The following is a 20,711-nucleotide window of genomic DNA, read 5'->3' on the forward strand; positions in this document are numbered from 1 at the left end:
CTGAGTTCAAAGCCGACGCGGTCGCGTTGTACCTGTCGGACCCGACCCGGACGATCACGTCGGTGGCCCGGGATCTGGGGATCAGCCGGGAAACGCTGCGGTTGTGGGTGCGCCAGGCCCAGGCGGCGGGCACCGCGCCGGCGAAGGCGAGGCCGGTGCCGAAGCGCTCGCAGGCCCCGCTACCGTCGGGCGACGTGGAAGAGGAGAACAAGCAGCTCAAGGCTCGGATCCGGGAACTGGAGCTGGAGCGCGACATCCTGCGCCGGGCGGCCAAGTATTTCGCCGGGGAGACCAATTGGTGAGTCGCTTCCAGTTCGTCGCCGACCACGCCGGCGCCTTCGGCGTCAAGCGACTGTGCCGCGTCCTTTCGGTCTCCCGCTCGGGGTTCTACCGCTGGCGGGCCGCCGCGCCCGTGCGGGCGGCCCGCGCCGCCGCGGATGCCGAGCTCGCCGGCCGGATCAGGAAGATCCACGCCGAGTTCGACGGGACCTACGGCAGCCCTCGCAGCACCGCCGAGCTGCGCCAGGGCGGGGCTCGCGTCAATCACAAGCGGGTGGAGCGGGTGATGCGCGATCAGGGCATCGTCGGGCTTCACCTGCGTAAGAAGGTCCGTACCACCGTGCCGCAGCCGGCGGCGCAGAAGGTTCCTGACCTGCTCAAGCGGGACTTCACCGCAACCGAGCCGAACCGGCGCTACGTGGGCGACATCACCTATCTGCCCCTGGCCGAGGACCGGTTCCTGTATTTGGCCACGGTGATCGACCTGCATTCGCGGCGGCTGGCCGGGTGGTCGATCGCCGAGCACATGCGCACCGAGCTGGTGACCGACGCGCTGCGCGCCGCGGCCGCCACGAGGGGCGGCACCCTGACCGGGGCGATCTTCCACAGCGACCACGGGGCGCAATACACCTCTGCCGAGTTCGCCACCGTGTGCCGGCAGCTCGGGGTGCGCCAGTCGATGGGCGCGGTAGGCACCAGCGCGGACAACGCTGCCGCCGAGGCGTTCAACGCCACCTTGAAGCGGGAGACCCTTCAGGGCGCCCGGTGCTGGCCCTCCGTCCGAGCGGCTCGCCTGGCGGTCTTCTCCTGGATCACCCGCTACAACACCCGAAGGAGGCACTCGACCCTGGGCTACCTCAGCCCGATCGACTACGAGCAGCAGCCCGATAAGGTGCTGGCTGCCGCATAACAGTCGGTGTCCACACTTTGGGGGGAACTCCCAACGTCGGCTTCTACATGCTCGTGCCCTACCTCGCCGATCACCTCTCCGGTCACTTGGGCCTGGCGGTGTGGCTGACCGGGCTGCTGCTCGGCCTGCGCAATTTCAGCCAGCAGGGCATGTTCCTGCTCGGCGGCACCTTGTGCGACCGGTACGGCTACAAGCGCCTGATCATGGCCGGATGCGGCCTGCGCACCGTTGGATTCGCCCTGTTCGCCGTCTCGACCTCCGTTCCCGCCCTTATCGTCGCCTCAGTGCTGACCGGGCTCGCCGGAGCCTTGTTCAACCCGGCAGTGCGGGCCTACATCTCCGTCGAGGCCGCAGAGCGGAAGGTCGAGGCCTTCGCCTTGTTCAACGTCTTCTACCAGGCGGGCATCCTCACCGGACCACTGGCCGGAGTCCTGCTGATCTCGGTCGACTTCCGGCTCACCTGCCTTGCGGCCGCCGCAGTCTTCGCCGCGCTGACGGCACTGCAGGCCTGCTGGCTACCCGAACGCCACGGAACGACCGCGAGCTCGACGCGACCCGTGCTCACCGACTGGAAGGAGGTCGCCACCAACCGGCCCTTCGTGACCTTCTCGGACGCGATGTTCGCCTCGTACTCCCTGTCCTACCAGATCTACCTGGCGCTCCCGCTGGAGTTGCACCGGCTCGGTCACGGCCAGGCATCGATCGCGGTGATGTACACCCTCACCGCGCTACTGGCAGTGGCCGGCCAGGTCCGCCTCACCTCCTTCGCCAAGGCCAGGTGGCAGCCGGAACAGGCCATCACGCGCGGCCTGGCCGTCATGGGCATCGCTTTCCTGCCTGCACTGCTCGCCGCGCAGTTCCCGCATATGCCCTGCCGTACGGTGGTGATGACCACGGCTGTGCTCGTGTCCGCCATGGCCCTCACAGCCGGGGGCATGCTGGTCTTCCCGTTCGAGATGGCCATGATCGCAACGCTGGGGCGGCAAGAACTGACCGGCACTTACTACGGGCTCTACAACGCCTTCTCGGGGCTCGGCATTCTCCTGGGCAACCTGGCCAGCGGCTGGGCGATGGACCAGGTACGCGGCGCACCGGCACTACCCTGGCTCCTACTCGTGGCCACTGGGCTCGCCTCCGCGGTGACCATACGGAGGCTGGACCAGACAGGACGGCTCCGAACCAGACCGGCCCCGGTCTGACATTCACTGGCTGACCCGAAGGCCCGGCGTCGAAAGCCGCCGGGCCACACCGGCCTCGCTCCGAGCGGCGTGGTATCGCGTGGAAAAGTTCAGGTGTCTTCGCACGGGAAACGGTTCGCGCGACCGACCTGGCTGGTGGCCTTGCTGCCGATGCTTTCAAGGGCTGCGAGTTCGGCCGGCGTGAGCGCGTCAATGAAGAGGTTGCGAACGGCGACGACGTGCCCGGGTGCGGTCTTGACGACCTTGGCATACCCCGCATTGGTGAGTGTGGCGTTCGTCCGCCGACCGGCCTCCGGGCGGCGGACCCGCCGAAGAAGGCCCTTCTTCTCAAGGCGGGCGGCGACGTGCGAGAGCCGTGACAGGGATGCCGACGCGGCTTGGGCCAGTTCGCTCATCGGGAGGGTGCGGTCCGGCTGTTCCGACAGCAGCGCCAGAACCGTGTACTCGAAGAAGGTCAGCCCGGCGTCGCGCTGTAGCAGAAGCGAGCCAGGATGACACTCAGCAAGGCCGGGCGGCACTCCTGGCGCAAAAGATCACGACTGGGCCCTGGCACGGGCGAGCTGGTGGCGTTGGGGTTAGCCCCCCGGTCTTCGCAACATCGGAACGGCATGCACAATGCCGGCCAACGCTGTAAGGACCGTGGCCACCTGAGCTGGCAGGAGGCCGATTCAGTGATGGTAGGCGTGGACGACGGCGTGTCCCTTGCCCTTGCCGATGATCCACTTATTGATGGGTGTGGTGATGATGAAGGCGATGATCAAGGAGAGCGCCAGGGAAATCCAGAACAGTGCCGACGTCAGCGTGGCTTCCATGGCACCCGGGATCGCCAGCATAACGCCGTTGTCCACGATCTCCATGACGATGATGGACGCAGTATCGGCTGCCAGCGCCAGCTTGATCGATCCACCCCAACCTACCCCGGCCCTACGTAGGGGGAGCAGAGTGAGGAGGTAGCCGAAGAAGAAGGCGAGCACGACTGCCACGGCGATGGACGGGGTGTTGCCCCAGCCGAACGCGGTGGCGATCACCAAGCCCAGGATCTCGCCGATGGCGCAACCGGTCAGGCAGTGCAGCGTGGCCGATGCAGCCACGAGCCAGGATGCCTTCGCGGTGGGCAGGCCATGCTGAGCATGGTTGCTGTGGTCAAAGTGCTTCGCCGGGTGCTGTCCGGCGTGCTCGTGTTTGCTGTGGTCGTGGTGCTGCTGCTCCGTCACGACATCTCCATGGGCAAGTAGGGGAAAGCATTGATTACTTGCCGCAAGTTATACCCCCCTGGGGTATGGCGCAAGTCCCAGGCATCCGTGCCGTCCGGTGCACCCCCCAGCTACGGCGGCACGGTCGCGGTCTCCGCCTTCTCCCACAGCAGGCCCAGCGGACCTGCTCGCACTCGGGATGACGTGCAGCAGGCCCGGCACCACGGTACGAGGAATCATGGCCCTCCGGTCTGCTCGAAGGGAGACAGAGCGCTTTCTTGGCGCTCCCCTCAGGACCTACGGCAGGTGCGCAGTTGCCTGAGGACGGCCTGGGTCTCCGGGGTCGGCTCAAGATCGAGGCTGGCGAGGTGGGCATTGAGGTGCTGAGCGCGCAGGCGTGCCTCATCTCGGCGCCCGAGTCCGGTGAGCAGGCGAATGACGGCCGCTGCGGCGGCCTCGTTGATGGGGTCGAGCGTCAGCGCCTGCTCCATCACTTCCAGAGCCCGCTTGGGTCTGCCGGCCTTCTCGTGGATGCCTCCAAGCTGGAGGAGCGCCCGTACGGAGGCGAGGGTGAGGGGATCTCTGTGGTCGAGGTCGATCCAAAGATATGGTGCCCCGTCGGCGAGATGCCCCCGGCAGACCTCGGCGGCTCTGTCCAGAGCGGCGGCCTTGGCCTCGGAGTCGGTAGCCTTCCGCGCCTCGGCGAGAGCACTCTGGAACTCCCAGAGGGCGACGGCGCTCCGCGCCGCCGCCCACCACTCCGCCGCCGGCCCAACCGCTTCGCGGCCCTTCGGGCGCCTACAGCATTGCGCCGGCCGCTACGCTCCCCTGCTTGAGATACAGGGCCGAATAGGGCTGAGCATGAATGTGCCTCCGGCGGGGGCACTCCGGCCCCGAGGTGATCGCCGAGCAAGAGCACGCGCCGTAGGTGGCGGGGCTGATCGCTGGTGCTGTGACCGGAAACGTTCACCGGGGCGCACAGTTTTCGCGTGGGGGGCGAACCTCAACTTTTGACGGCCTCTGCGATCTGCAGTGCTACCTGGGCGGGTGTTAGGTGCGTGGTGTCGACGACCTCGGCCTCGCCGTGTAGCCACGTGCGGGCCGCCTCGGCGTAGGGCTCAAGGTATCTGAGACGGAAGGGGGAGGGGCGGGGGCCGAGAAGAGTGTCCCCCTCGATGCGCCTGCGGAGAGTGTCTTGGTCAGCGTGGAGGACGAAGTGCCGTACGGGGATGGCATGTTGGATGAGGCCCGTGCTGATCTCGCGCCAGTACTGCTCGACCAGGACAGTCATAGGCATCACCAGAGTGCCGCCGGTGTAGTCGAGTACGAGGCGGGCGGTCTCGACTACGAGTGGCCGCCACGGCGGCCAGTGCTGGAAGTTGTCGGTCGCCGGCAGCCCCGGCGTGATGTCCATGAGTGTCTCGCCTACCTTCTCGGCGTTGAACACCCGTGAATTCGGGATCAGTTGCTGCACGTGTGCAGCGGTCGTCGTCTTGCCTGCGCCGTGGGTGCCGTTGAGCCATACGATCACGGAGCCCGATGCCAGTGCTGTGCGGGCCGTGGGAACGGACGCCGAGAAAACAGGTCCTGCCGTACCCACGGTGAACGTTTCTGGTCACAGCACTAGCGAACTCGGCCCAGCAGGACCGAATGCCACCAGAGACGAGCCTCGCCAAACCGCCAGCCGCCCCGTCCTCTTTGCGCGTGATGACGATGGCGAGCGTTTGCCCGGGGTGATACCGGCTTCCGCAAGTCCCTGAACCTTGAGAAGGGGTTCGACGACCCTCGTCGTCTGGTCGACCAAGGACGCCGGCGCTCTGTCAACCGCGTCGGGGGCCCTGCCTATGTCCGAACCGCGTCCCATCGTGCCGAATCGACTGGACGTGCAGAGCTCGAATCCTGCCAGATCCACTGGCTGCTGGTGACCGGCGTGTTGTTCGCGAGGTCGGCGCTGGCCTGTGTCGTACTGGTGGGCTGGGCGTCAGGAAGCAAGCATCGGAGGGCAGATGTTACGAACCGGAAAACTGATCGTTAATTCGGCGTGCCGCCGGTAAGCATTCGGGCCGCGTGGCCACTAACGGACCGTTCGTCTTTACCCATCCTTGAACGAGGAGACCATGAAGACCACCGTCCGTGCCCTCAGCCTGGTCGGCGTCGCCGTCACCGCGGCCGCCGCACTCGCCGCCCCCGCCTCCGCATCGGCGCGGAGCGGGGACGCCCACCCGGTGTTCGTCCAGACCGACGACCCGCAGGGCAACACGGTCGTCGCCTACGACCGTGGCAGCGACGGCTCCCTCACCCAGGCGGGCACCTACGCGACCGGCGGCCTCGGCGGCGTACTCGACGGCTCCGTCGTCGACCACCTCGCCTCCCAGGGCTCCCTCACCTACGATCAGCAGCACGGCCTGCTGTACGCGGTCAACGCGGGCAGCGACACCGTCACCGTCTTCACCGTCCACGGCGACCGGCTCACCCGCACCCAGGTCGTGTCCTCGGGCGGAAGGTTCCCCGCCAGCGTCACCGTTCACGGAAACCTCGTCTACGTGCTGAACGCCCTGGATGGAGGGTCGATCCAGGGCTACCGCCGGATCGGCGACCGCATCCTGCGCGTTCCCTCCTGGAAACGCAGGCTCGACCTCGACCCCGCCGCCACCCCGCAGTTCACCACCACCCCAGGCCAGGTCGGCTTCACCCCAGACGGCGACCACCTCGTGGTCACCACCAAGGGAAACGGCCACGCCATCAAGGTGTTCGCCGTCGGCCCCCTGGGTCCCTCCGCCAAGCCGGTCACCACCACGGAGGACGGCACGGCCCCGTTCGGCTTCACCTTCGACGACGGCGGCCGCATGGTCGTCGCCCAAGCGGGGCCCAACGCCGTCGCGGCCTACACCCTCAGCCGCACCGGCACGGCGACCCAAATCCAGCAGATCGCCACCGGCCAGGCGGCGACCTGCTGGATCGTGAAGACCGGCCCGTGGCTGTACGCCTCCAACACGGGCAGCGGCACACTCTCCGGGTACCGGGACACCGGAATAGGCACGGTCAAGGCCCTCGGCACCACCGCCACCGACGCCGGCACCGTGGACGCCGCCGCCTCCTCCGACGGCCGCTACCTCTACGTGCAGACCGGCAAGGACGGGAACGTCAACGCCTTCCGCGTCAACTCCGACGGCTCCCTCACCCAGGTCGGCACCGTGACCGTGCCCGGCGCCGTGGGCGGCGAGGGGATCGTCGCGCTCTGAACGGCGCGGCTCCAGTGGTCCAGCACGTGAACCAGGACGCGATCCAGCACGTGATCAGACGCGCCCGCAAGATGTGACGACTCTCGGAAACGCCTCTAGAACCCCGCGGCGGGCGCCCTTCGTAGCCGGGCGTCCGCCGCGTCCACTGTCGTCTCCGCCGTCCGCTCGCGGCCTCGTCCGCGCAGCTCGCCTGGCCGTCGCCGCCGGGCAAGGATCGCGGCAACAAGATCCTCTGGGTTTCGCGGGTGTCCCAGGACGGGGATCCCCTGCTGATCGAGGCGCGCCTGGACGGCTCGGGCTCGCCTGTCACGCGCGAGGTGCCCGGCGGGCCCGGTCCGTCGGGCGTCGACCTGCCGGAGGCGGGCTGCTGGCACGTGACGTTGCGCTGGTCCGGCCACGTCGACACCCTCAGGCTGCGGTACGTCCAACAGTGACGGCGGGGCGGCGGGCGCCACCCGAAGCGGTGCCGCCCGCCGCCCCGCGCCGGGTTGTTACTGCGGGCCGGGCCGGAGCGCGCGGCCGCCGCCGTACGCCTTCACGCGGCAGTCATCCTGGATCTTGGCGATGTCAACGCCGGGTCCAGGAACGCTCTCGTACCGCCAGCCGAGCTTGGCGGGGCCGTCCACCTTGACAACCTGCCTCCGGCGGGGGGCCTCGACTCCGGGCTGCGCCTGGCCGGCAGCCCGAGGACCGCGAGGCCTACAGCGTCTACCTGGGCCAGTTGCCGGCGAGACAGCCGGTGCTGTCACCATGTCGTCGTGTCGTACGAGGAGACCACGCGTCGGGTCCACCGGTTCGCCGGCGGCTTGCGGACCTTCGCGGCCGCCGAGTCCGCCAGCGCCTTCGCCCTCGGCGCCGCCGTGGTGGCGGCACTGGTCTGGTGCACCGCCTCCCCCGAGGGCTATGAGAGGCTGTGGTCGACCCACCTCACCCTCACCCTCGGCGACCACGAGCTCGGAGAGAGCCTGCGGGTCTGGGTCAACAGCGGACTGATGACGATCTTCTTCCTCGTCGTCGGGCTGGAGGCGCGGCGCGAGTTCGACCTGGGCGACCTGCGGGAGCGCCGCCGCTTCCTCCTCCCCTGCGCCGCGGGCCTGGCGGGCATGCTCGTGCCCGCGCTGCTGTATCTGGTGATCCTTCGAGGTCACGACGGTGCCGGCGCCTGGGGCATGGTCATCTCGACCGACACCGCCCTCGCCCTGGGGCTGCTCAGCCTGGTCGGCCGCGGCCTGCCCGAACAGCTCCGCGTCTTCCTGGTGACCGTCTTCGTCGTCGACGATGTGGTCGCGCTGCTGGTCGTCACCCTCGCCTACACCGACCACGTGAACCTCCGCCTGCTGTTCTTCGCCCTCGTAGCGCTGGCCGCCGTGGCCGTGGTCCGACGGTTGGGGTCACGCCCCGTGCTCGTGCCGGTGCTGCTCCTCGCGGTCGCCTGGGTCGGCCTGCTCGAGAGCGGGGTCGACCCGATCATCCTGGGACTCGTCGTGGGGCTGGCCACCTCGGCCTACGCGCCGAGCCGGGGAGACCTCGAGGAGGCGAGCAACCTCTTCCTCGGCTTCCGCGAGCAGCCGACGGCGGAGTTCGCCCTAGCGGCCAACGCCGGCGTGATCCGGAGCCTGTCTCCCAACGCGCTGCTGCAGAGCCGCCTCCTCCCGTGGACCGGCAACATCGTCGTACCGCTGTTCGCCCTCGCCAACGCGGGCATCCCCCTCGATCCCGACTTCCTCGCCTCCGCCTACTCCCACCCGCTCGTCTGGGCGATCGTGGTGGCCTACGTCGTCGGCAAGCCCGTCGGCGTCGTGCTGGTCTCCTGGCTGGTAGAGCGGCTGACCGGCGGCTCGGTCAGGCCCGCGGTCGGGTGGACCGGCGTCTTGGGAAGCGGGACCCTGGCAGGCATCGGCTTCACCGTCTCCTTCATCGTCGCCGCCATGGCCCTGAGCGGCGACCGCCTGGACGAAGCCAAGCTCGGCGTGCTCACGGCGGCCGTGCTGGCGACCGCCGTCTCGGTCGTCGTCTTCGCCCGCACCTCCCGGATGACGGAGGAGCGCCGGGCCCGTGCCCTGCTCGGTCAGGCGGCCCCGTTGCAGGACCTGCGCACCGACGTCGACCCCGAGCACGACCATGTCCGGGGCGCCGCCAGCGCCACCGTCACGCTCGTCGAGTACGGCGACCTGGAGTGCCCCTACTGCGGGCGTGCCGAGCCCATCGTCCGCGAGCTCCTCGCCGACACCGACCTGCGCTACGTCTGGCGGCATCTGCCTCTCACCGACGTCCACCCGTATGCGCAGCTGGCCGCGGAGGCGAGCGAGGCGGCCGGAGCCCAAGGACGCTTCTGGGAGATGCACGACCGGCTCCTGGAGCATCAGGACCGGCTGACGCCGCACGACCTGCTCGAGCATGCCCGAGCACTCGACCTCGACCTCGACCGCTTCCGTGAGGACCTGGTCAACCACCGCCACTCCGCGCGCGTCGCTCGCGACGCGGAGTCAGCGGACCTGTCCGGCGTGGCCGGGACACCGACCTTCTTCATCAACGGCCGGCGCCACCACGGCTCGTACAACCTCGCGACGTTGTCGGCAGCGATCGCCGACGCGCGAGCGCGAGCCCTGATGCGGTAATGAGCGGACCGGCCGCCGAGGATCACTCCAAGCTGATCCAGATCCTCCGTACCGGCAACGGTGAGTCCTAGGCGATAGCCGCACCGGGCTCGCCCACCTTGATGGGCAGCGACCCCTATCGACGAGAACCGGGGGCGACGGCTGCCACAAACCATGCGCACCGCGCCGTAGCCGTGCCGGCTCGTCAACGGTGCGGGTTGCGCTCGGCGTGCTCGCGCCAGGCGGGTCGCTGTTGCTCGGGCCACTGTTGGTGCAAGGCAGGGAACCACAGGCGGGTTCGGGCCAACCTTGTCGCCGCGAATCACCACGTTCGGTGAAAGACACACCGGTATTGACGGTGACGAATGCCAGGTCGACTGCTCGCGAGCCGCCGCGGGCCGGTGGCAGCACGACCACACAGCGTCCCTGGCCGGCTTCGGCCGAAGGAGCGCCAGATCATCACCGAGGAACTACCTCCGACAGCACGGCGACAAACGGCTCACAGATAGTGCCCCTCGAAGCGAGCACCACGTTCTGTCTCCGTGAAGGTCAGCCCTGTGATCACGCCCTCCTCCACGACCCAGCGCACCACGTAGGTTGCCTGGTAGTCCGGGGGCCAGAAAGACACGAACTTCCCGTCGCCAAGCACCCACCAATCGCCCCGACTCGGTCGGCCATGCTCCGTGTAGGTAGTGTGTCCATCCGAGGTGAAGACCTGGGTCGCACCGTCGCCGAACACAAGCGTCCCGGCGGTCAGTGCAGCGGGCATGTGATCAGCGTCGACGAGCTCGTCGTTGCCGACCCGTAGTTCTTTAAGTGCCTCAGGCATAAGATGCGCTCCTTTCACGAGCCCTACGCTTTGCAGCGTGGTCGGTTGGCGGGTTTGCACTGTACGAGGTCAAGATCGCCACCTCTTAGTGCCCGACCTCATCGACGAGAAGCTCCGCCGCAGGGTCAGCCTCAAGCCGCTCGTCGGGGATCGGCCGGCCGCTGCGCAACGAAACTCCGTAGGTACCGGCCCGCAGGCGCTCGCCGGCCCGATCGAGTGCGGCCAACCGTGCGCTGAGTTGCTCGGCTACAGCATCGTCAAGAAGCTCTTGGGCGAGCGGGCTCGCCGAATCGAAGACCGAGGTCCTCGCGTCAGCGGCCGCGTCCAGGTCAGCCGCCCGCGCAGCGGCTGAGTACGTGAGAAGTTCCTTGATGCGTGCACGTTCAGCCTCGATCAACTCATGCGCGCGGTTTGGGTCCATCTGCAACTCCCTGCTGGTGTCGATTGATGATCAGCGTCGGTTGGCGAGACTCCAGCCGGCCGATCTCGCGGGGCGTTCGACACCACGTGTGCGGCACCGCCGCTCATCGGCCTCGTCCTCACTTCCGAGGTAGCGCTCGACCGCTCCGGGCCTTGCTGTCGGCTGGCCCAGGTCATGTCTGCCCCTGGCTCTCTTTCGATTAGTGTCCGGGAGGCCGCATCTCTTTCGTCCGGTGTCTCCGGCTCGCTGCGAGATCACCCGGTGCGGGACTAAATGGACGACTTCGTCCAATACGGCGTAATGTCATCAACCGCCAAGCGGCAGCTCGGAGGTCTCCCGGTGGCTGGCCCCGGCGATGGATCACGTCAACGACCTCGACCAGATGCGTGCGCTGATCACCGGATGGATCGCCACACCTCCGCGACCCGAAGGGCGCCCGAGTGGCCGGTGGGTGATCGAGGAGACCGAGAGCGGGCGCGTCGCCGGCTCGGGGCAGATCCTTCCGCTGCCGCCGGAGGGCGAGGGCCTGGAGCTGGGCTACCAGCTCGCTCCATGGGCGTCGGGTCGGGGGCTGGCGGCCGAGGCAGGTCATGCCCTGGCCCACTATGCGTTCAGCAACGGCGAGGAGGAGGTCTTCGCCGTCGTACGGCCCAAGAACGAGCGGGGCAGCCGCGCCGCCCGCCGCATCGGGATGGAGTGGGTCGGAGAAACGGACAAGTACTACGACCTGCGTCTTCAGGTCTTCCGTCTGCGGAAGGGCGACTTGGACACCTCCGCGCTCGAGCCGGGCCCCGTCGAACGCTGATCCCGGTTCACGCCTGGTCGTTCTCGAGCAAGATGGCCACACCCTGCCCCGAGCCCGCGCACACACCGAGAACGCCGTAGCGAGCGTTTCGCTCGCTTCGTGGACCTCCCACACACCGATCTCGTCGGGAGCGATACCTGCAGCCGTGATGACCTTGGTCATCGCCCACGCCGGCGCGATGCCCTCAGGCCAGGCTCCAGCGCGTGTAGCGCCGAACCGACGATCCCGGCCAACGGCGCAACCCCTAGCTCCGCAACTGTGGCACCGCCGGCGATGATGCCTAGCCAGAGTGCCCAGCCGACGAGAAGCAGTCCCCATCTTGTTGGAGTCGCGGGGTCTGCTCCTGGCCTGGCCGTTTCGGTGATGTCGATTGGAGCGATCTCGGGGTGAGGCATCCGAGGCGGGTGGTCATCACCAGCCGCGCTTCAATCAGCTGGCGTGTCCTTGGCGGGGCAGCTTCCACTGAGGCCGGACGTAGTGGCAGGTGTAGCCGTCGGGATACTTGATCAGGTAGTCCTGGTGCTCAGGCTCTGCCTCCCAGAACGTCCCGGCAGGGGTCACCTCCGTAACGACCTTGCCGGGCCACAGACCGCTGGTCTCGACGTCTTTGATCGTGGCGTTGGCGATGTCGCGCTGTTGCTCGTTCTGGTAGAAGATCGCCGAGCGGTAGCTCGTCCCGACGTCGTTGCCCTGCCTGTTCAGGGTCGTCGGGTCGTGGACCTGGAAGAAGAACTCAAGCAGTTCGCGGTAGGTGACCTTCAGCGGGTCGTAGACGATCTCGACTGCTTCGGCATGGCCGGGATGGTTCCGATAGGTGGGGTGCTCGTTCTCGCCGCCGGTGTAGCCCACCCGGGTCGACAACACCCCGTCCTTCTTGCGCAGCAGGTCCTGCATGCCCCAGAAGCAACCGCCGGCGAGGACCGCGGTCTCGGGCTGGTAGTTCACCCCGCACGTGGTCATGCGACACCTCCGCCGGATGCCGCCGGGCCGGGAGCCGCGTCGAACAGGTGCGCGTACTGGCCATAGCCTTCGGTCTCGAGGTCCTTTGCGGCGATGAATCGCAGCGAGGCGGAGTTGATGCAGTAGCGCATGCCACCCGCATCGGCTGGGCCGTCCGGGAAGAGATGGCCGAGGTGGCTGTCGCCGTGTGCCGAGCGAACCTCTGTCCGGACCATCCCATAGCTGGTGTCGCTGTGCTCTACGACGTTGCCCGGCTCGAGCGGGATGGTGAAACTGGGCCAGCCCGTGTGACTGTCGAACTTGTGGACCGACGCGAACAGCGGTTCGCCTGAGACCACATCGACGTAGATGCCCGGTTCCTTTGAGTCCCAGAACTCGTTTTCGAAGGGCGGCTCGGTGGCGTCGCCCTGGGTGACCGCCCGCTGTCGTGGCGTCAGTCGCTCGACCGCCTCGGGCGTGCGCTCATATGTCTGTGCCATGGTCCCAGCTCCTCGCTGTGAGGTTTGCCTTCTCCTGTTGTCTGCCAAGGAGTCCGTGCTGCTCAGTGCCGGACCTCGCGTGGCCGGGAATCTCTTCGAGGCCTAATTCCGGCCCGCCATGACACCGCCGTCGACGTTGAGGATCGCACCGGTGACCCAGCCGGCATCGTCGGAGAGCAGGTAAGTCACCGCAGAGGCGATGTCCTTGGGCGTTCCCACCCGGCCGAGCGGGTGGAAGCCGTTGAAGCCGGCGAGCGCGGTCTCGAGCTGGTCCTTGGGGATGAACCCCTCGTACAAGGGGGTCGCGACAACGGCAGGCGCCACGGCGTTGACGCGGATCTTGTGCTCCGCGAGCTCCATGGCCAGGTTGTGGGTGAGCGCGTGGAGGGCCGCCTTGCCCATCGAGTAACCGGACGAGGGGGTTACGGCGATGGCTTGGTGGGCCCACATCGAGCCGATGTTGACGATGGCGCCTCCGCCGGCACTGATCATGCCCCGGGTGACGGTCTGGGTGAGGAAGAAGGCTGACCTGGCGAGCTCGAGGTAGGAGTCGTAGTGAGACTCCTCGTAGTCGAGGTAGGGCCTGGGGATGAAGAAGCCGGCTGCGTTCAGCAGGAGGGTGGCGTCAGCATGCTCGGCCGCCAGTATGTCCTGGACCCGCCTGACGTCGTCGCGGTTGGCGAGATCGGCAGTGATGCCCCATGCCTCCCCGTTCTTCGACAAGGTGGTGACGGTGTCGTCCACGCGGGCCTGGTCGCGGCCGATGATGACGGCCGAGCCGCCGGCCGCGACGACGTCTTCAGCACTCTGCCGTCCCATACCGCTGCTGCCGCCGATCGCGATCAGTTTGCGACCCTCGAAAGAACCCATGTTTCTTCACTCCTTCGCGATGCGGCTCATGCCGCCGGTGGCGTCTGAACCAGAGATCCTGCTGGGTACGTCCTAGTGAGTGACAGGCTCGCGGCAGGTCTTACATGTCAGGTCGTCGGAGATCCAGAGGCCAGTCAGCATCCAGCTACGCGACGACCCGGATGACCGGAGACGACCCAGGGAAGAAGCCGGCCAGGCCCTTACGATCAGGCGGGCCCCTGCCCGACGGGACTGCGCAATGCCGACCACACGGCCGCCGAGAACGACACCATCCAGACGATCGCGCCGGTGACTGGGACGGCCCGTCACCTGAGTCGGACACGCGTCCTCGTCGATCAGGCGCCAAGGCGGCCATCGGGTCAGGATCCCGGCGCGGGCGGTACGAACCACCTGTCAGGCCCACTGGGTCCGGTTCAGCCTTTACGCATGTGCTGAATCGGACCCAGCTTGATGCCGGGGGCGGCCGGGAGGAGGTTAAGGGGCTCGATGAGTCAAAACCCGCTGCACGGGTCAGGACCGCACGCCGAGCACGACGGCGTAGTCGCCGCCGGCGTCGCTTTGGCCAGTGCCCTCGCTCTCGGCCCACCAGCCCGCGAGTGCGAACCCCGCGTTGTCGAACTCCCGCTCGAGGGTTGTGCGATCAAACTTTGTGGAGATCTCCGTGCGGATCTGTTCTCCCTCTTCGAACGCGACCGTAGTCCCCAACAGGCCGAGTCGGACCTTCATTGCCTCCCTCGCCTGAAGCCGCATCTCGATCCAGGAGTGCTCCTCATTCCACAGCGCGACGTGATCGAATCGGGCAGGCTCAAAGTCAGCCTCGAGGAGGCGGTTGAGCACGTTGAGCATGTTGAGATTGAACAGGCGGGTAGTTCCAGTCGCATCGTCGTACGCCTCGACGAGTCGCCTTCTGTCCTTCACCAGGTCGACGCCGAGCAGGAGACTCTCTCCGGGCGCCAAAGCGGCAGCCACGTTGTTCAGGAACATGGCCCGGCCCTCCGGGTCCAGGTTGCCGATCGTGCTGCCGAGAAGGGCCAGCAGCCGGTCCCCGTGCTGGGGCAGTGTGTCCAGCGGCTGTTCGAAGTCCCTCACGACTCCATGAATGGGGAGCAGCGGATAGACCTCGCGTAGATCCCCAACGGCCCCAGCCAGAGCGTGAAGGCTGACGTCGACCGGCACGTAGCTCACGTTCGTGCTCAAACGCCGCATCGCGTCGAGGAGGAGAGGGGTCTTCGATGACGACCCCGAACCAAGTTCCACCAACGACGTGAACCTCGGAGCCGTGGCAACGATCTGATCGGCGCGTTGCGACAAGATCCTGCGCTCCAGCCGCGTCGGGTAGTACTCCGGTAGGAGCGTGATGCGCTCGAACAGCTCACTGCCTTGCTGATCGTAGAAGTACTTCGGAGGCAATACCTTCGCAGACGCCAACAGTCCGCGGGAGGCGTCTGCCACCAAGGTCTTTCGTAGCTGCTGCTCGGTGAGGTCGATGTCGATCCGAGTGAGGGTCATGTGCGACTGCATCCTTGGTCACCATTGAACGGGCTGAGCGAACGTCGGGCGCTGACAACGGCCGTCACACACCGCCCACTCCCTCAGCTGTCGAAACAGCTCAGGGGCCATCGGGTGGCGTCCTGTCTGCACGACACCCGAATCGGCAGGGCGATCAGCGGCTGCCGTGTCGCCGTTGACGAACCAGGCGCGGAGACCCTGGTCGTGTCCCGCTCTGCTTAGTGACGCGGGATGCCCGTCCCTTACGTGCGGCCCGACCCCTCGTCCATCTTCTCGATGCCCTGCCACGTAAGACCTCGTGTGGGAGGCGCTACAGACAGACGAGTGAACAGGTCGAAGGGGTGCTCCCACTGATCGTGACTTTGGAAGGAGAGTCGAGAGCGAGATGACTTCGGTGGCTACGGCGATGTTGGAGAGCTACCCGGGCTCGACGATCGAGGTGCGACAAGAGCTCCTCACCAGTTGCATCAGCGCTTGCCTGAAGTGTTCCCTTGCGTGTACAGCCTGCAGTGATGCGTGCATGGCTGAGAGTGACATCTCGGCGCTCGTCAAGTGCATCCGAACCGACCTCGACTGTGCCGACATGTGTGACGCGACCGCCAAGGCGCTGACGCGACAAACAGCGTACGACCTGACGGTGATCCGATCGGTCGTCAGCGCCTGCCTGACCACCGTCATCGCGTGTGCCGAGGAGTGCGAACGCCACGCAGCCCACCACGTGCATTGCGCGATCTGTGCCGATGTTTGTCGGCAGGCCGAAGTGGCCTGCCGAGACCTCTTGGTCGCCCTGGATGCCCGGCAAACGGGATCAACGGTAGGTGCACCGAACTGAAACGGACCACATCACCTGAACCCGGAGACAGGCAAATGACGGACACCCTTGACCCCGCTTCACTTGACCCGGCTTCACTGCTCGGACGGTACGACGAGGTGCGCGCCTACACCGAGCGCCTCGCCGCACCGCTGTCACCGGAGGACCAGACGGTCCAGTCGATGCCCGACGTCTCGCCGACGAAATGGCATCGCGCCCACGTCACCTGGTTCTTCGAGACCTTCCTGCTCGCGGGGAACGAACCCGACTTCGCGCCCTTCCAGGATCAGTACTGGTTCCTGTTCAACAGCTATTACGAAGCGATCGGGCCACGTCATGCCCGCCCGATGCGCGGGGTGATCAGCCGCCCGGGCGCGCACGACGTGGGCGTCTACCGCGGCAACGTCGACGACCGCATGCGCGACCTCCTGAGCTCCCTCGATGAGAACGCGTTGGCGAAGCTCGCGCCCACGATCAACCTCGGCTTCCATCATGAGCAGCAGCACCAGGAGCTGCTGCTCATGGACATCAAGCACGTCCTGTCCCTCAATCCGCTGCAGCCCGTCTACGCCGGCCGGGCCGCCACACCCGGCCACGCGGGCCCGATGGGTTGGGTGGAGTACGACGGTGGCCTGGTGGAGATCGGCCATGCCCCCTCCAGCGACGGCGACTTCAGCTTCGACAACGAGCTGCCCCGCCACCAGCAGTGGCTGGGCCCCTACCGGTTGGCCGACCGGCTGGTCACCAACGGCGAGTGGCTGGAGTTCATGGAGGACGGTGGCTACCGCCGCCCGGAGCTGTGGCTCTCCGACGGGTGGGGCAGAGTCAACGCCGAGGGCTGGGCCGCGCCGTTCTACTGGACCGAGCGCGAGGGGGTCTGGTTCGAGCACACCTTGACCGGCACCCGCCCTGTCGACCCCTCCCTTCCGGTCTGCCATGTGAGCCACTACGAGGCCGATGCCTATGCCACCTGGGCCGGCAAGCGCCTGCCCACCGAGGCGGAGTGGGAGCATGCGGCCCGCCTCGAGGAGGACACCACGACGCCGGGATATGCGCCGAACCTCGCCGACACGGAGACCTGGCACCCGCGGGCCGCCGGGGCACCCAACGGGCGACTTCGCCAGCTCTTCGGCGACTGCTGGGAATGGACCTCCTCCTCCTCCTCCTACCTCCCCTACCCCGGGTTCCACCCCGGGGTCGGGGCCATCGGCGAGTACAACGGAAAGTTCATGTCGAGCCAGATGGTGCTCCGAGGCGGCTGTGCGCTCACCCCGCCGGGTCACGCCCGCGCCTCGTACCGCAACTTCTTCCCACCTGGCGCACGTTGGCCCGTCACCGGTGTACGGCTCGCCGACGATGGATGGAACAGGTGCTGCGAGTGACCTCCCCGAACGCGATTCCTCGACCGCCATCACATGATGGTGACCTCCGCACGGTTGACCTGGTGGTCATCGGTACCGGACCCGGCGGCGAGTCACTCACAGCCCAGGCAGCTCGGGCGGGGCTGGATGTGGTGGCAGTGGAGAAGCACCTGGTCGGCGGTGAGTGCCCGTACTACGGCTGCATCCCATCCAAGATCATGCTCCGTGCCGCGGAGACGCTCGCCGAGGCCAGGCGCGCCGAGGCGATCGCCGGAGATGTCGACGTCAGACCAGACTGGCGCCGAGTTGCGGAGCGTATCTCCACCGAAGCGACCGACGGCTGGTCAGACACGGCCGCGGTTATCCGTCTGCAACAGGCCGGCGCGACGGTGCTCCATGGGCACGGCCGACTAGCCGGTCCTCACCAGGTGGAAGTCGAGCACCCAGACGGCCGCACGACGCGGTATTCGGCGCGCACCGGAATCATCCTCAACCCCGGTACTCGCCCCGCGCTACCTACGATCGACGGTCTCGCAGCGACTCCCTATTGGACCAACCGAGACGCCGTCCAAACCCGTACCCTCCCCCGAAGTCTGATCGTCCTCGGGGGTGGGGCAACGGCCGCCGAGCTCGCCCAGGCGATCGCGCGTTTCGGCGCCGACGTGACCATCGTCGAAACGGGCACTCGCCTCCTGAAGCGCGAAGAGCCGGAGGCCTCTGAGGCACTTCGCATGGCGCTTGAGAATGACGGCATCCGTGTGCTGCTCGGCAGCCACACGATGCGTGTCGATTACGACGATGCCTTCACCGTCAGCCTGCGCGACGGTGCGCTTCTCCACGCCGAGCGACTTCTACTCGCGACGGGACGAACGCCAAATCTCGAGGACATCGGCCTGGAGACGCTGAATCTGGCCCCCGAGTCCGTGCAGGTCGGCGACGACCTCACGATCGGCGACCGGCTCTGGCTGATAGGAGACGCGGCCGGGCAAGGCGCCTACACCCATGTCTCGATGCACCACTCGGAGATCGTGCACCGCCAGATTCTCGGTCTCGCCGGCCAAACAACGGCATCTCCGGTGGTGCCTCGTGTCACCTTCACCGACCCCGAAATCGCCGCTGTCGGATTCACCGAAGACCAAGCCCGGGCCTCGGGCTTAGCCGTCGCCTCCGCTCATGCAGACCTGGGCTCACGCGGATTCACCCATGGCGAGGGTGCCAGGGCCGGTTTCGTCAAGCTGGTCGCCGACACCCAACGGCAGGCCTTGGTCGGTGCTACCGCCGTAGGTCCCTACGCAGGCGAGGTTCTCTCGATGCTCGCACTCGCGGTCCACGCGGAAGTGCCGATCGCGAAACTGAAGTCAATGATCTACGCCTACCCCACTTTCCACCGGGCGGTCTCTGCCGCGCTTACGGACCTGTGATGCCTCCCCATTGACATCAAACCGGGAAACTCCCGATCTCCGTGCAAGGCCGACTGCTTGAAGGAGCACGAAGTGACTTAGCGCGCGGTGGGACCAGTTCCTGACGGTGCTGCGTTGGAGGAGCTGATGTCGCGCTTGAGCATGGTCTCGGGGGACTACTCCGACTCCTGTCGGCGGACGTAGCCGGCGACCGCACCGCCCGCCGAGGAGGTTGCCCCGAAGGTCGTGGACCTTCGGTGGCGTCCCAAAGGACGTCAGGCTGTGTCCATGCCCTCATCATGCCCGACGGGTCCGGCAGTTTGCCGGACCTCAGCTTTGAGAACCGGGCGCAGGGAGGGCAGGGTCACGTTGACTCGGGGAACCGCTTGCTGGGCGTGATCCACCGGGCGGCCGAGGGCGTCGTCTGGCAGTCTGTCGCGTAACGCTCCGTCCCGATGAGCGATCCCCTGACGGTCCCGAGATCCTTGGGTGGCCCGAGCCCGTGCCGATCCGAGGTCGGGTATTCAGCGCCTGGTCTCGTACCTGGTCAGGAGAACGCCGTCGGGAAACGTCCGGGTCTCCACCAGGTTCAGGTTCACCCAGTTGTCCAGGGCCGTGAAGAACGGCGTGCCGCCGCCCACCAGGACCGGGTGGGTGACGATCGCGTACTCGTCGATCAGCCCGGCCCGCATGGCCGCCGCGGCGAGGGTGGCGCCGGCGACGTCCATGGGACCGCCATCCTCGGTCTTGAGCCGGGTGATCTCGGTGACAGCGTCGCCGGTGTCCAGGCGGGCGTTCCAGTCGACCGCGCTGGTCGTCGAGGAGAACACCACCTTCGGCATGTCCCGCCAGCGGCGGGCGTACTCGATCTGCGCCGGTGTGGCGCCAGGCTGCTGGTCGGCGGTCGGCCAGTGGGAGCTCATCGTCTCCCACAGTTTGCGCCCGTACAGCGCCAGGCCCGTCGCCCCCACCCGGTCGGACCACCACTGGAACAGCTCGTCGCTCGGTACGCTCCAGCCGAGGTCGTCGCCAGGCGCGGCGATGTAGCCGTCCAGGCTCAGGTTCATGCCAAAGGTCAGTTTCCGCATGGCGAGAGCCTCCCGTGACACGACCTTCGGGGCAACCTCGGCTGGCTACGTCCGCCGACAGGTCGGGCGGGCGAGCGGCCGACCCAGGCGCGGGAGATCCTGATCAACACGCCGAGCCCACGCGGGGAGAAGGACCGAGATCGAAGAGTGATCGCAAGGTTGAAGAACCGGCAATGGCCGTCAGGGGCACCGGCAGGAATACGGTCACCGCATGGACGAGGCTCACCCTTTGGTCCGCGAGCTCTTCCCAGAACTCATCGCGGACCTGATCGCATGCCTTGAGGAGGCCGGCGAAACCGAGCTTGCGATCGTTGCGTGGGATGTCCGTCTCTACCAGTGGTGCGAGTGCGGGGACGATTTCTGCCAGAGCTTCTACACAGCCCCACCTCCTGATGGGGCCTACGATCCCGGGCACCGTTGCGTACCGCTGATCCCCAAGAAGGGCGACCTGATCCTGGACGTTGTACGCAACCGGATCATGTACGTCGAGGTGTTGTACTACCCCAGTCTCCGCGGCGCAACGAGCCGCAATACGCGCCCGGATCAGGCCCAGGATTGAGTGACGAACTGCGCGTATCACGCCTCAGGTGTGCTAGGTTGGATGTAGTTGCAGTTGTGGTACCCATGATGAACTTGTGTGCACCTGACGGTATGTAGCCTCAGGTGCATTTTTTTGTTTGCCGGTCTTCTCCGGGTGGGCCTCTATCGCGGCAACGCGGAATTCGTGACAGTGCGGATTTCGGCTACACCCATCAAGA

General features: G+C 67.1%; 20 protein-coding genes and 2 pseudogenes. 10 read left to right on the forward strand and 12 right to left on the reverse strand.

What is annotated here, in order from left to right:
* Both BXA11_RS18135 and BXA11_RS18140 read left to right on the forward strand, forming a co-directional pair.
* Positions 1 to 1,189, forward strand: a protein-coding gene (locus tag BXA11_RS18135) for an IS3 family transposase (RefSeq protein ID WP_143734378.1) whose coding sequence is annotated in 2 segments (ribosomal slippage) — positions 1 to 288 and positions 288 to 1,189 — 1,190 coding nt annotated over the 2 segments. Because the reading frame shifts where the segments join, the coding sequence is not laid out codon by codon here. This gene is flagged as partial in the annotation.
* Between the two features lie 17 nt (positions 1,190 to 1,206).
* Entirely contained in the window at positions 1,207 to 2,388 is a 1,182-nt protein-coding gene (locus BXA11_RS18140; RefSeq protein ID WP_239104865.1) for an MFS transporter, read from the forward strand.
* Positions 2,389 to 2,477: 89 nt separating this feature from the next.
* On the opposite strand, the gene BXA11_RS18145 is transcribed toward BXA11_RS18140, so the two are convergent.
* From BXA11_RS18145 to BXA11_RS18160, 4 genes and pseudogenes are all read right to left on the reverse strand, one after another.
* Positions 2,478 to 2,906, reverse strand: a complete 429-nt coding sequence (locus tag BXA11_RS18145; RefSeq protein WP_076436027.1) for a MarR family winged helix-turn-helix transcriptional regulator — start codon at positions 2,904 to 2,906, stop codon at positions 2,478 to 2,480.
* 150 nt (positions 2,907 to 3,056) lie between these two features.
* Positions 3,057 to 3,602 carry a DUF4396 domain-containing protein gene (locus tag BXA11_RS18150; RefSeq protein WP_076436029.1) on the reverse strand — a complete coding sequence of 182 codons (546 nt, stop codon included), beginning with the start codon at positions 3,600 to 3,602 and terminating at the stop codon, positions 3,057 to 3,059.
* 269 nt (positions 3,603 to 3,871) lie between these two features.
* Positions 3,872 to 4,297: pseudogene (locus tag BXA11_RS43215) on the reverse strand (bacterial transcriptional activator domain-containing protein); the annotation flags it as partial.
* A gap of 287 nt (positions 4,298 to 4,584) precedes the next feature.
* Positions 4,585 to 5,112: an AAA family ATPase gene (locus BXA11_RS18160; protein WP_076436033.1), complete on the reverse strand. Its 528-nt coding sequence runs from the start codon at positions 5,110 to 5,112 to the stop codon at positions 4,585 to 4,587.
* A 586-nt stretch (positions 5,113 to 5,698) separates the two neighbouring features.
* Here BXA11_RS18160 and BXA11_RS18165 point away from each other — a divergent pair.
* A complete protein-coding gene (locus BXA11_RS18165; protein WP_076436035.1) occupies positions 5,699 to 6,823 on the forward strand; it encodes a lactonase family protein in 1,125 nt (374 codons plus the stop codon).
* A gap of 245 nt (positions 6,824 to 7,068) precedes the next feature.
* Positions 7,069 to 7,257: a hypothetical protein gene (locus BXA11_RS18170; protein WP_083744349.1), complete on the forward strand. Its 189-nt coding sequence runs from the start codon at positions 7,069 to 7,071 to the stop codon at positions 7,255 to 7,257.
* 57 nt (positions 7,258 to 7,314) lie between these two features.
* Here BXA11_RS18170 and BXA11_RS45380 read toward each other — a convergent pair whose 3' ends face one another.
* Positions 7,315 to 7,449, reverse strand: a complete 135-nt coding sequence (locus BXA11_RS45380; protein ID WP_275409678.1) for a hypothetical protein — start codon at positions 7,447 to 7,449, stop codon at positions 7,315 to 7,317.
* 132 nt (positions 7,450 to 7,581) lie between these two features.
* Here BXA11_RS45380 and BXA11_RS18175 point away from each other — a divergent pair, with 132 nt between their 5' ends.
* Positions 7,582 to 9,441 (forward strand): Na+/H+ antiporter NhaA, encoded by a 1,860-nt coding sequence (locus tag BXA11_RS18175; protein ID WP_159454804.1) that lies wholly within the window; start codon positions 7,582 to 7,584, stop codon positions 9,439 to 9,441.
* Positions 9,442 to 9,919: 478 nt separating this feature from the next.
* Here BXA11_RS18175 and BXA11_RS18180 read toward each other — a convergent pair whose 3' ends face one another.
* The gene (locus tag BXA11_RS18180) at positions 9,920 to 10,249 is read right to left on the reverse strand and encodes a hypothetical protein (protein ID WP_076436037.1); all 330 of its coding nucleotides are present in this window, start codon (positions 10,247 to 10,249) and stop codon (positions 9,920 to 9,922) included.
* A gap of 85 nt (positions 10,250 to 10,334) precedes the next feature.
* Positions 10,335 to 10,670 (reverse strand): TraR/DksA family transcriptional regulator, encoded by a 336-nt coding sequence (locus BXA11_RS18185; protein ID WP_076436039.1) that lies wholly within the window; start codon positions 10,668 to 10,670, stop codon positions 10,335 to 10,337.
* Positions 10,671 to 11,007: 337 nt separating this feature from the next.
* Between BXA11_RS18185 and BXA11_RS18190 the strand changes: the two are divergent.
* Positions 11,008 to 11,475 (forward strand): annotated as a pseudogene (locus BXA11_RS18190) (GNAT family N-acetyltransferase); the annotation flags it as partial.
* A 429-nt stretch (positions 11,476 to 11,904) separates the two neighbouring features.
* On the opposite strand, the gene msrA reads toward BXA11_RS18190, so the two are convergent.
* The 4 genes from msrA to egtD all read right to left on the reverse strand — a co-directional run bounded on the left by msrA (position 11,905) and on the right by egtD (position 15,293).
* A complete protein-coding gene (gene msrA, locus BXA11_RS18195) occupies positions 11,905 to 12,435 on the reverse strand; it encodes a peptide-methionine (S)-S-oxide reductase MsrA (RefSeq protein ID WP_076436044.1) in 531 nt (176 codons plus the stop codon).
* Entirely contained in the window at positions 12,432 to 12,914 is a 483-nt protein-coding gene (msrB, locus tag BXA11_RS18200) for a peptide-methionine (R)-S-oxide reductase MsrB (RefSeq protein WP_036406305.1), read from the reverse strand. Before msrB ends, msrA begins: the two co-directional genes overlap by 4 nt.
* Positions 12,915 to 13,016: 102 nt before the next feature.
* The gene (locus BXA11_RS18205; RefSeq protein WP_030507814.1) at positions 13,017 to 13,784 is read right to left on the reverse strand and encodes an SDR family NAD(P)-dependent oxidoreductase; all 768 of its coding nucleotides are present in this window, start codon (positions 13,782 to 13,784) and stop codon (positions 13,017 to 13,019) included.
* A 510-nt stretch (positions 13,785 to 14,294) separates the two neighbouring features.
* On the reverse strand, positions 14,295 to 15,293 hold the full coding sequence (gene egtD, locus BXA11_RS18210) for an L-histidine N(alpha)-methyltransferase (protein ID WP_076436046.1): 999 nt from the start codon (positions 15,291 to 15,293) through the stop codon (positions 14,295 to 14,297).
* Between the two features lie 406 nt (positions 15,294 to 15,699).
* Between egtD and BXA11_RS18215 the strand changes: the two genes are divergently transcribed.
* The 3 genes from BXA11_RS18215 to BXA11_RS18225 are packed head-to-tail and all read left to right on the forward strand — an operon-like array spanning position 15,700 to position 18,886.
* Entirely contained in the window at positions 15,700 to 16,125 is a 426-nt protein-coding gene (locus BXA11_RS18215; protein ID WP_483237919.1) for a four-helix bundle copper-binding protein, read from the forward strand.
* A 35-nt stretch (positions 16,126 to 16,160) separates the two neighbouring features.
* Positions 16,161 to 17,486 (forward strand): ergothioneine biosynthesis protein EgtB, encoded by a 1,326-nt coding sequence (gene egtB / locus BXA11_RS18220; protein WP_076436050.1) that lies wholly within the window; start codon positions 16,161 to 16,163, stop codon positions 17,484 to 17,486.
* Positions 17,465 to 18,886 (forward strand): dihydrolipoyl dehydrogenase family protein, encoded by a 1,422-nt coding sequence (locus BXA11_RS18225; protein WP_083744351.1) that lies wholly within the window; start codon positions 17,465 to 17,467, stop codon positions 18,884 to 18,886. The genes egtB and BXA11_RS18225 overlap by 22 nt, the downstream gene beginning before the upstream one ends.
* 503 nt (positions 18,887 to 19,389) lie before the next feature.
* Here BXA11_RS18225 and BXA11_RS18230 read toward each other — a convergent pair.
* A complete protein-coding gene (locus BXA11_RS18230) occupies positions 19,390 to 19,953 on the reverse strand; it encodes a dihydrofolate reductase family protein (protein ID WP_076436052.1) in 564 nt (187 codons plus the stop codon).
* Positions 19,954 to 20,164: 211 nt separating this feature from the next.
* Between BXA11_RS18230 and BXA11_RS18235 the strand changes: the two genes are divergently transcribed.
* Positions 20,165 to 20,512, forward strand: a complete 348-nt coding sequence (locus BXA11_RS18235) for a hypothetical protein (protein WP_083744352.1) — start codon at positions 20,165 to 20,167, stop codon at positions 20,510 to 20,512.
* Positions 20,513 to 20,711: the final 199 nt, after the last annotated feature.

It is taken from the genome of Microbispora rosea (genome assembly GCF_900156315.1).
Taxonomy (GTDB): domain Bacteria; phylum Actinomycetota; class Actinomycetes; order Streptosporangiales; family Streptosporangiaceae; genus Microbispora; species Microbispora rosea.

Bases quoted from the DNA above. Each gene is read 5' to 3' on its own strand.
- BXA11_RS18165 (WP_076436035.1), top strand. From the start codon at position 5,699: ATGAAGACCACCGTCCGTGCCCTCAGCCTGGTCGGCGTCGCCGTCACC.
- BXA11_RS18180 (WP_076436037.1), bottom strand. From the start codon at position 10,249: ATGCCTGAGGCACTTAAAGAACTACGGGTCGGCAACGACGAGCTCGTC.
- BXA11_RS18185 (WP_076436039.1), bottom strand. From the start codon at position 10,670: ATGGACCCAAACCGCGCGCATGAGTTGATCGAGGCTGAACGTGCACGC.
- msrA (WP_076436044.1), bottom strand. From the start codon at position 12,435: ATGACCACGTGCGGGGTGAACTACCAGCCCGAGACCGCGGTCCTCGCC.
- msrB (WP_036406305.1), bottom strand. From the start codon at position 12,914: ATGGCACAGACATATGAGCGCACGCCCGAGGCGGTCGAGCGACTGACG.
- BXA11_RS18205 (WP_030507814.1), bottom strand. From the start codon at position 13,784: ATGGGTTCTTTCGAGGGTCGCAAACTGATCGCGATCGGCGGCAGCAGC.
- egtD (WP_076436046.1), bottom strand. From the start codon at position 15,293: ATGACCCTCACTCGGATCGACATCGACCTCACCGAGCAGCAGCTACGA.
- BXA11_RS18215 (WP_483237919.1), top strand. From the start codon at position 15,700: ATGTTGGAGAGCTACCCGGGCTCGACGATCGAGGTGCGACAAGAGCTC.
- egtB (WP_076436050.1), top strand. From the start codon at position 16,161: ATGACGGACACCCTTGACCCCGCTTCACTTGACCCGGCTTCACTGCTC.
- BXA11_RS18225 (WP_083744351.1), top strand. From the start codon at position 17,465: ATGGAACAGGTGCTGCGAGTGACCTCCCCGAACGCGATTCCTCGACCG.
- BXA11_RS18230 (WP_076436052.1), bottom strand. From the start codon at position 19,953: ATGCGGAAACTGACCTTTGGCATGAACCTGAGCCTGGACGGCTACATC.
- BXA11_RS18235 (WP_083744352.1), top strand. From the start codon at position 20,165: ATGGACGAGGCTCACCCTTTGGTCCGCGAGCTCTTCCCAGAACTCATC.